Source organism: Streptomyces sp. NPDC093544 (genome assembly GCF_040683495.1).
In the GTDB taxonomy this organism is placed as follows: domain Bacteria; phylum Actinomycetota; class Actinomycetes; order Streptomycetales; family Streptomycetaceae; genus Streptomyces.
The window spans coordinates 153097-164539 of sequence record NZ_JBFBEA010000015.1 but is presented as its reverse complement, the minus strand read 5'-3'; the positions used below and the strand labels follow the sequence as shown (position 1 = coordinate 164539).

Genomic DNA, 11443 nt, shown 5'->3' with positions numbered 1-11443 from the left:
AACAGTTTATCGGTCGCACTCGCCCACAGGCCCATCTGTCTCGCTTCGCGGAAGCGCTGTGACCTGCGGCACGGGCATTCTCCGCCATGACGCTCGGTCTCCGCCAGGGTCGCCACGCCCGTTTTTGCGCGTCTTGTGGCGCCTGTTGAGGCAATTGAGGTGTTCTCTCATGGCTGAGATTTCACGTGACTGAGACGTTCGCCGTTCACCTGAGCCGGGGCACCACCAGATCCCACACGGTCTCGGCCAGCGCCTCCTTCGGCCCGTACGGCACCGGGGTCTCGCTGCCGTCGGCGCCGAGCACCACGGCCTCGTTCTCCTCGGCGCCGAAGGTCTTCCGCTCCCCCACCTCGTTCACGACAAGGAGGTCGCAGCCCTTGCGCTCGAGTTTCGTACGACCGTTGGCCAGTACGTCGTCCGTCTCGGCGGCGAAACCGACCACCACCTGGCCGGGACGGGACCGGTCCGCCGAGATCTCGGCGAGGATGTCCGGGTTGCGGACGAGCACGATCGGGTCCGGCTCCCGGCCGTCCTTCTTCTTGATCTTTCCGGTCGCGTACGTCGCAGGGCGGAAGTCCGCCACCGCCGCGGCCATGACCACCGCGTCGGCGTCCGGGACCGCCTTCAGTACGGCCTCGCGCAGCTGCACGGCGGTTCCGACCTGTACGACGTCCACGCCGGCCGGGTCCGGCAGTCCGGTGTTGGCGGCGATCAGCGTGACCCGGGCGCCCCGCGCGGCCGCCGTACGGGCGAGGGCGTAGCCCTGCTTGCCGGAGGAGCGGTTGCCGAGGAAGCGGACGGGGTCGAGCGGCTCGCGCGTGCCACCCGCGCTGACAACGACATGACGGCCGGCGAGATCCGGCTCGGCCACGCCCCGCGCGAGCACCCGTCGGCAGATCTCGAAGATCTCCGAGGGCTCGGGCAGCCGTCCCTTACCGGTGTCGACGCCGGTCAGTCGCCCAACGGCGGGCTCGATGACGACTGCGCCCCTGCGGCGAAGCGTCGCCACGTTCTCCCGCGTCGCCGGGTGCTCCCACATCTCGGTGTGCATGGCGGGCGCGAAGACGACCGGACAGCGGGCGGTGAGGAGGGTGTTCGTGAGGAGGTCGTCGGCGAGGCCGTGGGCCGCCTTGGCGAGCATGTCGGCCGTCGCCGGGGCCACGACGACCAGGTCGGCGTGCTGGCCGATGCGGACGTGCGGCACCTCATGGACGTCCGACCAGACCTCGGTGGAGACAGGATGGCCGGAGAGGGCGGACCAGGTGGCGGCGCCGACGAAGTGCAGGGCGGACTCGGTCGGTACGACGCGTACGTCATGACCGGACTCGGTCAGTCTACGGAGCAGCTCACAGGCCTTGTACGCGGCGATGCCACCGCTGACCCCCAGCACGACCTTGGGCTTGTCCACCGGGTCTCCCCACACTCGAGAACGTAAGACGCCGAACGACTCAAGCCGAAAAACTCGACCCGAACGACTCCATGACACACCACAGGCCCGACAGTCGCGCTGCCGGGCCTGTGGTGAAGAGAAACAGTGACTACTGAGCGGGGCCCTCAACGGCCTCGGACGTCAGCAGGCCCGCGTTGATCTCGCGCAGGGCGATAGAAAGCGGCTTCTCGTGGACGTGGGTGTCCACCAGGGGACCGACGTACTCAAGGAGACCCTCACCGAGCTGCGAGTAGTACGCGTTGATCTGGCGGGCACGCTTGGCCGCGTAGATCACCAGGCTGTACTTCGAGTCGGTGGCCTCGAGGAGCTCGTCGATCGGAGGGTTGATGATGCCCTCGGGAGCGGTGATGGAAGAGGACACGCTCTGCCTTCCGAAAAGGGAAAAAGACCTGAAAGATCAAACAACTTCCACCAAGGCTAGCAGCTCACGTGCTACATCCTCGACGGAGGTGTTGACAAGGGTGACATCGAACTCGGTCTCGGCCGCCAGTTCGATCTTGGCCGCCTCCAGGCGGCGCTCGATCACCTCGGGCGGCTCAGTGCCCCGACCGGTGAGTCTGCGCACCAGCTCCTCCCAGGAGGGCGGAGCCAGGAACACCAGCAGGGCGTCCGGCATGGACTCGCGGACCTGACGGGCGCCCTGGAGATCGATCTCCAGGAGGACCGGCACACCCGTTTCCAGGTGCTCCAGAACAGCCGCACGCGGTGTCCCGTAACGGTTGCCTGCGAAGTCGGCCCACTCCAGCAGCTCGCCGTTGGCGATCAGCTTGTCCATCTCCTCGTCACTGACGAAGAAGTAGTGGACTCCATGCTTCTCACCGGGGCGCGGCTTACGGGTCGTCGCCGACACCGAGAGCCAGACCTCGGGGTGTTCCTTGCGCATATGAGCGACGACCGTGCTCTTGCCGACCCCAGAGGGGCCGGAGAGCACGGTCAGCCGCGGACGTTCACTCATGCAGCGATTATTCCAGCAATCCCGGGGTGCCCAGAACTCAGGCTCCCGAGCCGCCGAACTCACGCTCCAAGGAGGCGATCTGGTTCGAACCGAGGCCGCGTACACGACGGCTCTCGGAGATCCCCAGTCGCTCCATGATCTGCTTGGCGCGGACCTTGCCCACGCCCGGCAGGGACTCCAGGAGTGCGGAGACCTTCATCTTGCCGACGACGTCATTCTCCTGGCCCTGCTTGATGACCTCGTGAAGGGAGGCGCCGGAGTGCTTGAGTCGATTCTTGACCTCGGCCCGCTCCCGGCGAGCCGCGGCGGCCTTTTCGAGCGCGGCTGAGCGCTGTTCAGGGGTAAGGGGCGGAAGAGCCACGCCTACGTCACCTCGGATGTCGAACTGTCGGATACGGACCGGTGAGGAACCTAGTCGCCCCACACCTGGGGAGCTATGAGCAACACGCTTGCCCGCTCCCTCTGCGTCGGAGACTAGCGGGCAAGTGCGCCAGAGTCAGCGAGAACAGCGGAAAAGTCCTGGTCAGCCTCCCCGGAGCCGAACATTTCCGACATATTGCCCTGGATTTGAGAATGTATCCAGGCTCGGAGCCCTCCGAAGACACTCGCCAGAGGGCTCCCGAGGACCGCCAAAGGACTCTCGAGGACCGCCGGAAGACGGCCGGAAGACGGCTGGAAGGCCTTCGAAACGGCTCAGGCGGCCGTCACAGCGGCCCTGATCTCCTCCGCGAAGCCCTCCGCCACCTCCCGCAGCGCGACGACGTCGGGACCGTGACGCAGAACACCCCGACTGACGTGCGGGACGACATTTCGCAGCGCCGCGCCGAAGACACCCGCGAGATCGGCCGCGGTGGCCCCCTGAGCGCCGATTCCGGGCGCGAGGATCGGCCCGTTGATGTCCAGGTCGTACGAGGAGAGGTCGCCCAGCGTGGCGCCCACCACCGCCCCGTAGGAGCCCAGCGGTGCCTCTCCCGCGTTCTCGGCGGCGAGGTGGGCCAGCATGGTCGCTCCGACGTTCCGGCCGTCCGCGCGGACCGCGTGCTGTACCTCGCCGCCCTCCGGGTTGGAGGTGAGCGCGAGGACGAACAGGCCGGCCCCGCTCTCGCGGGCCAGCTCGACAGCGGGCTTCAGCGAGCCGTACCCCAGATACGGCGACACGGTCAGCGCGTCCGAGAACAGCGGCGCGTCCTTGCGCAGGAAGGTCTCCGCGTACGCGGCCATGGTCGAGCCGATGTCACCGCGCTTGGCGTCCATCACGACCAGCGCCCCGGCCGCCCGCGCCTCCTCGACCGACCTCTCCAGGACGGCGATGCCGCGCGACCCGAAGCGCTCGAAGAACGCGCTCTGCGGCTTCAGGACGGCGACCCGCTCGGCCAGCGCCTCCACGACGGTACGGCTGAAGCGCTCCAGGCCCGCGATGTCGTCGCCCAGGCCCCAGTCGGCGAGCAGTGAGGCGTGCGGGTCGATGCCGACGCACAGCGGACCGCGGTCGTCCATGGCACGGCGAAGACGTGCACCGAAGGGTTCCAGGCTCATGCGGACTTCCTCACGTCGGCGCCGACAGCGTCGGCGAGGGTGGCGTACGGGCTGGTACGGAGGCGCGCGGCCAGCCCCTTGTGGATGGCGCGGCTCCAGAAGGGGCCCTCGTAGATGAAGGCGCTGTAGCCCTGGACCAGCGTGGCGCCGGCCAGGATGCGCTGCCAGGCGTCCTCGGCGTTCTCGATGCCGCCGACGCCCACCAGGGTGATCCGGTCACCCACGCGCGCGTGGAGGCGGCGCAGGACGTCCAGGGAGCGCGCCTTCAGTGGCGCTCCCGAGAGTCCGCCGGTCTCCTTGACCAGGGAGGGTTGGGACTTCAAACCGAGTCCCTCGCGCGCGATGGTGGTGTTCGTGGCGATGATCCCGTCCAGGCCGAGTTCGACGGCGAGGTCGGCGACCGCGTCGATGTCGTCGTCGGCGAGGTCGGGCGCGATCTTCACGAGGAGCGGCACCCGCCGGTCGGTGACCGCGCGGTCGGCGGCCTCACGGACGGCGCTCAGCAGTGGCCGCAGCGCCTCGGTGGCCTGGAGGTTGCGCAGGCCGGGGGTGTTCGGCGAGCTCACGTTGACCACGAGGTAGTCGGCGTGGCGCGCCAGCCGCTCGGTCGACTTCACGTAGTCACCGACGGCCTCCGCCTCGGGGACGACCTTGGTCTTGCCGATATTGACGCCCACGACAGTCCTGAAGACGGGCGTACGGGCCGTCAGGCGCTCGGAGACGGCCGCGGAGCCCTCGTTGTTGAACCCCATACGGTTGATCAGCGCCCGGTCCGGCACAAGCCGGAACAGCCGCTTCTTGGGGTTGCCGGGCTGCGGTTCCCCAGTGACCGTGCCGATCTCGATGTGGTCGAAGCCGAGCATCGACATCCCGTCGATGGCGACGGCGTTCTTGTCGAAGCCGGCGGCGAGCCCGAAGGGGCCGTGCATCCGCAGGCCGAACGCCTCGGTGCGCAGTTCCTCGTGGCGGGGCGCGAGGGCCGCCGCGACGAACGTCCGCAGCACAGGGATGCGTGCGGCGAGGCGGATCCACCGAAAAGCGAGGTGGTGGGCCTGCTCCGGGTCCATGCGCTGGAAGACGAGCCGGAAGAAAATCTTGTACATGATCAGTGTCCTCACGAAAAGCCTCAGAGAAGAGCCATGAAGAGCCTCATGAAGAGGGGGACACCGTTTCCGGTGTCCCCCTCAGGGCTGCTAGTCGCGGGCCGCGGTCAGATGCTCGGCGTGTTCCTGCAGTGAACGCACGCCCACGTCACCGCGGTTGAGCGCGTCGATGCCCTGGACGGCGGCGGCGAGCGCCTGAACCGTCGTCAGGCACGGGACGGACCGCGCCACAGCCGCCGTACGGATCTCGTAGCCGTCGAGGCGGCCGCCGGTGCCGTACGGCGTGTTGACGATGAGGTCGACCTGGCCGTCGTGGATGAGCTGGACGATGGTCTTCTCGCCGTTCGGGCCCACGCCCTCGCTCTGCTTGCGCACGACGGTGGCGTTGAGGCCGTTGCGCTTGAGCACCTCGGCCGTGCCGGAGGTGGCGAGCAACTCGAAGCCGTGCGCGACCAGTTCACGCGCCGGGAAGATCATCGAGCGCTTGTCGCGGTTGGCGACGGAGATGAAGGCGCGGCCCTTGGTCGGCAGCGGACCGTACGCGCCCGCCTGGGACTTGGCGTACGCCGTGCCGAACAGCGAGTCGATGCCCATGACTTCACCGGTGGAGCGCATCTCCGGGCCGAGCACCGTGTCGACGCCGCGCCCGTGGATATCGCGGAAGCGCGACCACGGCATGACGGCCTCCTTGACGGAGATCGGCGCGTCGAGCGGAAGCGTTCCGCCGTCGCCGTTGGCTGGCAGCAGGCCCTCGGCCCGCAGTTCGGCGACGGTCGCGCCGAGCGAGATCCGGGCGGCGGCCTTGGCGAGCGGCACCGCGGTCGCCTTCGAGGTGAAGGGGACGGTGCGCGAGGCGCGCGGGTTGGCTTCGAGGACATACAGGATGTCCCCGGCCAGCGCGAACTGGATGTTGATGAGTCCGCGTACGCCAACACCCTTGGCGATGGCCTCAGTTGAGGCCCGCAGTCGCTTGATGTCGAAGCCGCCGAGGGTGATCGGCGGCAGCGCGCACGCCGAGTCGCCGGAGTGGATACCGGCCTCCTCGATGTGCTCCATGACGCCGCCGAGGTACAGCTCCTCGCCGTCGTACAGCGCGTCGACGTCGATCTCGATCGCGTCGTCGAGGAACCGGTCGACCAGCACCGGCCGGGAGGGGCTGATCTCGGTCGACTCGGCGATGTACGAGGACAGCCGCGTCTCGTCGTACACGATCTCCATGCCGCGTCCGCCGAGCACGTACGACGGCCGTACGAGGACGGGGTAGCCGATCTCGTCGGCGATGGCCTTGGCCCCGGCGAAGGTGGTGGCGGTGCCGTGCTTGGGAGCCGGCAGACCGGCCGCCTCCAGGACCCGCCCGAAGGCGCCGCGGTCCTCGGCGGCGTGGATGGCCTCGGGCGAAGTGCCCACGATCGGCACGCCGTTGTCCTTGAGCGCCTGCGAAAGGCCCAGCGGGGTCTGGCCGCCGAGCTGCACGATCACACCCGCGACCGGTCCTGCCAGTGTCTCCGCGTGGACGATCTCCAGTACGTCTTCGAGCGTCAGCGGCTCGAAGTACAGGCGGTCGGAGGTGTCGTAGTCGGTCGACACCGTTTCCGGGTTGCAGTTGACCATCACCGTCTCGTAGCCCGCGTCGCTCAGCGCGAAGGAGGCGTGGACGCAGGAGTAGTCGAACTCGATGCCCTGGCCGATGCGGTTGGGTCCTGAGCCCAGGATGATGACCGCCGGCTTCACGCGTGGGGCGACCTCGGTCTCCTCGTCGTACGAGGAGTAGAAGTACGGCGTGTTGGCCGCGAACTCGGCGGCGCAGGTGTCGACCGTCTTGTAGACCGGGCGGATACCCAGCGCGTGCCGCACCTCGCGGACGACGTCCTCGCGCAGTCCGCGGATCTCGCCGATCTGAACGTCGGAGAAGCCGTGCCGCTTGGCCTCCGCCAGCAGCTCGGGATCCAGCTTGTCGGCGGCGGCCAGCTCGTCCGCGGTCTCCTTGATCAGGAACAGCTGGTCCACGAACCACGGGTCGATCTTCGTCGACTCGAAGACCTCCTCGGCAGTGGCGCCCGCGCGGATGGCCTGCATGACGGAGTTGATACGCCCGTCGGTCGGCCGGGCGGCCTCTTCCAGAAGAAGTGCCTTGTCACCGGGCTCGCCCACGAACGTGAACTGCGAGCCCTTCTTCTCCAGCGACCGCAGCGCCTTCTGCAACGCCTCGGTGAAGTTGCGGCCGATCGCCATGGCCTCACCGACCGACTTCATGGTCGTGGTCAGCGTCGAGTCGGCGGACGGGAACTTCTCGAAGGCGAAGCGCGGTGCCTTCACCACTACGTAGTCGAGCGTCGGCTCGAAGGACGCCGGGGTCTTCTCCGTGATGTCGTTCGGGATCTCGTCGAGCGTGTAGCCGACGGCGAGCTTGGCCGCGATCTTGGCGATCGGGAAGCCGGTCGCCTTGGAGGCGAGGGCCGAGGAACGCGACACACGCGGGTTCATCTCGATGACGATGATCCGGCCGTCGTCCGGGTTGACCGCGAACTGGATGTTGCAACCGCCGGTGTCGACACCGACCTCGCGGATGATCGCGATGCCGATGTCGCGCAGGCGCTGGTACTCGCGGTCGGTCAGTGTCATCGAGGGCGCGACGGTGATCGAGTCGCCGGTGTGCACGCCCATCGGGTCGAAGTTCTCGATGGAGCAGACGACCACGACGTTGTCATTCTTGTCGCGCATCAGCTCCAGCTCGTACTCCTTCCAGCCGAGGATGGACTCCTCCAGGAGCACCTCGGTGGTCGGCGAGAGGGTGAGTCCCTGGCCCGCGATGCGACGCAGTTCCTCCTCGTTGTGCGCGAAGCCGGAGCCGGCGCCGCCCATGGTGAAGGAGGGACGAACGACGACGGGGTAACCGCCCAGCGTCTCCACGCCCTTGAGGATGTCGTCCATGGAGTGACAGATCACGGACTTGGCGGACTCGCCGTGCCCGATCTTGGCGCGGACGGCCTCGACGACGCCCTTGAAGAGCTGGCGATCCTCGCCCTTGTTGATCGCCTCGACGTTGGCGCCGATCAGCTCGACGCCGTACTTCTCCAGGACACCCTGCTCGTGCATGGAGATGGCGGTGTTCAGGGCCGTCTGACCGCCCAGGGTGGGCAGCAGCGCGTCCGGCCGCTCCTTGGCGATGATCTTCTCGACGAACTCCGGGGTGATCGGCTCGACGTAGGTGGCGTCGGCGATCTCCGGGTCGGTCATGATCGTCGCCGGGTTGGAGTTGACCAGGATGACCCTGAGGCCCTCGGCGCGCAGGATGCGGCACGCCTGGGTGCCGGAGTAGTCGAACTCGGCGGCCTGGCCGATGACGATCGGGCCGGAGCCGATGACCAGGACGGACTGGATATCGGTGCGCTTAGGCACGCTGGCCCTCCATGAGCTCTACGAAGCGGTCGAACAGGTAGGCCGCGTCGTGCGGGCCCGCCGCCGCCTCGGGGTGGTACTGGACACTGAAGGCCGGCTGGTCGAGCAGCTGAAGCCCCTCGACGACCTGGTCGTTCAGGCAGACGTGGGAGACCTCGGCGCGGCCGTAGGGGGTGTCGGACACCTTGTCGAGCGGCGCGTCGACGGCGAAGCCGTGGTTGTGCGCGGTGACCTCGACCTTGCCCGTCGTACGGTCCTGCACCGGCAGGTTGATGCCGCGGTGGCCGTACTTCAGCTTGTACGTGCCGAAGCCGAGCGCGCGGCCCAGGATCTGGTTGCCGAAGCAGATGCCGAAGAGCGGGGTCTTGCGGGCCAGCACCGCCTTGACGACGCTCAGGTCCACGGTGGACGGGTCGCCCGGGCCGTTGGAGAGGAAGAAACCGTCCGGATTCACCGCGTACACGTCCTCGACCGTGGCGGTCGCGGGCAATACGTGCACCTCGATGCCACGCTCGGCCATCCGGTGCGGGGTCATGCCCTTGATCCCCAGGTCCAGGGCGGCGACGGTGAAGCGCTTCGCACCGATCGCGGGGACGACGTACGACTCCTTGGTGGCGACCTCCTCGGCGAGGCTGGCGCCGACCATCTCAGGAGCCTGCCGCACCTCCGCGAGCATGGTCCCCTCGTCGGGCAGCGCATTGCCGGAGAAGATGCCGACGCGCATGGCGCCACGCTCACGCAGGTGGCGGGTCAGGGCACGGGTGTCGATGCCGCTGATGCCGACGACACCCTGGTTGCGCAGTTCCTCGTCCAGCGAGCGCCGGGAGCGCCAGTTGGAGGGCACGCGCGCGGGGTCCCGTACGACATAACCGGCGACCCAGATCCGCTTCGACTCGGGGTCCTCGTCGTTCACGCCGGTGTTGCCGACGTGCGGGGAGGTCATCACGACGACCTGGCGGTGGTACGACGGGTCGGTGAGGGTCTCCTGGTAGCCGGTCATGCCGGTGGAGAACACCGCTTCGCCGAAGGTCTCCCCCACGGCCCCGTAGGCACGGCCGCGGAAGACGCGGCCGTCCTCCAGGACGAGTACGGCGGGAACCTTCACGGCTCCCCTGGTGGAGGTGGTCATCGTGCGCCTTCCGTGTCGATGGTCTTGTCGCTGCTCTTGTCGCTCTTGTTGATCATGGTGTTCAGGGTGTCGACCCACTCGTTGTGCTCGGCCGCGCGGTCGGAGCGGAACCCCGAGTCGATCAGCCTCTCGCCGTGCGCCCAGGTGACGACGAGCAGACCGCCCTCGGTGAGGACCTTGCCCGCGATGCCCTTGTCGAGCCGGGCCTCGCGGAGCTGCGCGGCCGGGACGAAGAAGTCGGCCGCGCCCGGGCGTACGACGTCAAGGCCCCCGTCCGTCAGCGTGAGCTCGACCCTGCTGCGGGTGCCCAGGCCGTGCGCGACGATGCGGTCCAGCCACTGCCCGGCGGTGGTGGAGCCGTGGTAGCGACCGGTCAGTTCAAGTCTCACCGGACCCGGCTCGGTCGGCGCGGTGGGCAGCTCCGGCAGGTCGCCCTGGAGGATGCCGCGCCACTTCCAGCCCTCACGCATCAGCCAGTAGAGGAGCGCGACGAAGAGGGCGAGGCCGACGAGCCAGCCGACGCGGGCGGCCCAGTCAGTCACCTCCGCCGACTTCTGTTCGGCGGCGATCATCATCTGAGGTGTCACGCGAGCTTCCCGTCCACGAGGGTGGCCTTGCCCCGGAGCCAGGTGTGCGTGACACGGCCCGGCAGCTCACGGCCCTCGTACGGGGTGTTGCGGCTGCGCGAGGCGAAGCCCGCGGGGTCCACGGCCCCACGGTATTCCGTGTCGACCAGCGTGAGGTTGGCGGGCTCACCTGCCGAGACGGGGCGGCCGTGACCGGTGGCCCGGCCGATCTCGGCGGGCTTGGCGGACATACGGTCCGCGACACCGGCCCAGTCGAGCAGTCCGGTCTCGACCATCGTCTGCTGGACGACGGACAGCGCGGTTTCGAGACCCACCATGCCCATGGCGGCCGCGGCCCACTCGCAGTCCTTGTCCTCGTGCGGGTGCGGTGCGTGGTCGGTGGCGACGATGTCGATGGTGCCGTCGGCGAGCGCCTGCCGCAGGGCCAGCACGTCACGCTCGGTGCGCAGCGGTGGGTTGACCTTGTAGACCGGGTTGTACGTGCGCGCCAGCTCGTCGGTGAGGAGCAGGTGGTGCGGGGTGACCTCGGCGGTGACGTCGATGCCGCGGGACTTGGCCCAGCGGACGATCTCGACGCTGCCTGCGGTCGACAGGTGGCAGATGTGGACGCGGGACCCGACGTGCTCGGCGAGCAGGACATCCCGGGCGATGATCGATTCCTCGGCCACCGCCGGCCAGCCGCCGAGCCCGAGTTCGGCGGAGACGACGCCCTCGTTCATCTGGGCGCCCTCGGTCAGCCGCGGCTCCTGCGCGTGCTGCGCGACGACACCGCCGAAGGCCTTCACGTACTCCAGCGCCCGGCGCATGATCACCGCGTCGTCCACGCACTTGCCGTCGTCCGAGAAGACCGTGACCCCGGCCGCGGACTCATGCATGGCGCCCAGTTCGGCGAGCTTCTTGCCCTCCAGGCCGACGGTGACGGCGCCGATGGGCTGTACGTCGCAGTAGCCGTGCTCCTGGCCGAGCCGGTAGACCTGCTCGACGACACCGGCGGTGTCGGCGACGGGGAAGGTGTTGGCCATGGCGAACACGGAGGTGTAGCCGCCGCTCGCCGCCGCCCGCGTGCCGGTCAGGACTGTCTCGGAGTCCTCGCGGCCCGGCTCACGCAGATGCGTGTGCAGGTCGACGAGCCCCGGCAGCAGCACCTTGCCCTCGGCCTCGATGACCTCGGCGCCCTCGGCGGAAAGCCCGGCGCCGACCGCCTCGATGACCGCACCGTCGATGAGTACGTCCTGCGGCTCGCCGCCGAGCACCCGCGCACCACGGATAAGGATCTTGCTCATG

10 protein-coding genes are annotated in these 11443 nt (G+C 68.6%); all 10 read right to left on the bottom strand.

Translation table 11 applies throughout. The annotated features are described in order from the left end of the window. Positions 1–205: 205 nt before the first annotated feature. The 10 genes from coaBC to AB0N66_RS23680 all read right to left on the bottom strand — a co-directional run bounded on the left by coaBC (position 206) and on the right by AB0N66_RS23680 (position 11442). On the bottom strand, positions 206–1408 hold the full coding sequence (gene coaBC / locus AB0N66_RS23725; protein WP_365438471.1) for a bifunctional phosphopantothenoylcysteine decarboxylase/phosphopantothenate--cysteine ligase CoaBC: 1203 nt from the start codon (positions 1406–1408) through the stop codon (positions 206–208). A gap of 130 nt (positions 1409–1538) precedes the next feature. Beyond that, complete coding sequence (gene rpoZ / locus AB0N66_RS23720) at positions 1539–1811, bottom strand: DNA-directed RNA polymerase subunit omega (protein WP_003982715.1); 273 nt, start codon at positions 1809–1811, stop codon at positions 1539–1541. Between the two features lie 36 nt (positions 1812–1847). Continuing rightward, entirely contained in the window at positions 1848–2405 is a 558-nt protein-coding gene (gmk, locus tag AB0N66_RS23715) for a guanylate kinase (RefSeq protein ID WP_365438469.1), read from the bottom strand. Between the two features lie 37 nt (positions 2406–2442). After that, positions 2443–2766, bottom strand: a complete 324-nt coding sequence (locus AB0N66_RS23710) for an integration host factor (RefSeq protein ID WP_365438467.1) — start codon at positions 2764–2766, stop codon at positions 2443–2445. Between the two features lie 332 nt (positions 2767–3098). Beyond that, entirely contained in the window at positions 3099–3941 is an 843-nt protein-coding gene (gene pyrF / locus AB0N66_RS23705; protein WP_365438465.1) for an orotidine-5'-phosphate decarboxylase, read from the bottom strand. Continuing rightward, positions 3938–5044 (bottom strand): quinone-dependent dihydroorotate dehydrogenase, encoded by a 1107-nt coding sequence (locus AB0N66_RS23700; RefSeq protein ID WP_365438463.1) that lies wholly within the window; start codon positions 5042–5044, stop codon positions 3938–3940. The genes pyrF and AB0N66_RS23700 overlap by 4 nt, the downstream gene beginning before the upstream one ends. Positions 5045–5134: 90 nt before the next feature. Next, entirely contained in the window at positions 5135–8443 is a 3309-nt protein-coding gene (gene carB, locus AB0N66_RS23695; protein ID WP_365438461.1) for a carbamoyl-phosphate synthase large subunit, read from the bottom strand. Further along, positions 8436–9572, bottom strand: a complete 1137-nt coding sequence (carA, locus tag AB0N66_RS23690) for a glutamine-hydrolyzing carbamoyl-phosphate synthase small subunit (protein WP_365438459.1) — start codon at positions 9570–9572, stop codon at positions 8436–8438. Before carA ends, carB begins: the two co-directional genes overlap by 8 nt. Next, positions 9569–10159, bottom strand: coding sequence for a hypothetical protein (locus tag AB0N66_RS23685; RefSeq protein WP_365438457.1), 591 nt, complete (start codon positions 10157–10159; stop codon positions 9569–9571). The genes carA and AB0N66_RS23685 overlap by 4 nt, the downstream gene beginning before the upstream one ends. Further along, positions 10156–11442 carry a dihydroorotase gene (locus tag AB0N66_RS23680; RefSeq protein WP_365438455.1) on the bottom strand — a complete coding sequence of 429 codons (1287 nt, stop codon included), beginning with the start codon at positions 11440–11442 and terminating at the stop codon, positions 10156–10158. The genes AB0N66_RS23685 and AB0N66_RS23680 overlap by 4 nt, the downstream gene beginning before the upstream one ends. Position 11443 lies beyond the last annotated feature (1 nt).

Coding starts and splice junctions, on each gene's coding strand:
- AB0N66_RS23700 (WP_365438463.1), bottom strand. CDS start 5,044: ATGTACAAGATTTTCTTCCGGCTCGTCTTCCAGCGCATGGACCCGGAG.
- carA (WP_365438459.1), bottom strand. CDS start 9,572: ATGACCACCTCCACCAGGGGAGCCGTGAAGGTTCCCGCCGTACTCGTC.
- AB0N66_RS23680 (WP_365438455.1), bottom strand. CDS start 11,442: ATGAGCAAGATCCTTATCCGTGGTGCGCGGGTGCTCGGCGGCGAGCCG.
- pyrF (WP_365438465.1), bottom strand. CDS start 3,941: ATGAGCCTGGAACCCTTCGGTGCACGTCTTCGCCGTGCCATGGACGAC.
- gmk (WP_365438469.1), bottom strand. CDS start 2,405: ATGAGTGAACGTCCGCGGCTGACCGTGCTCTCCGGCCCCTCTGGGGTC.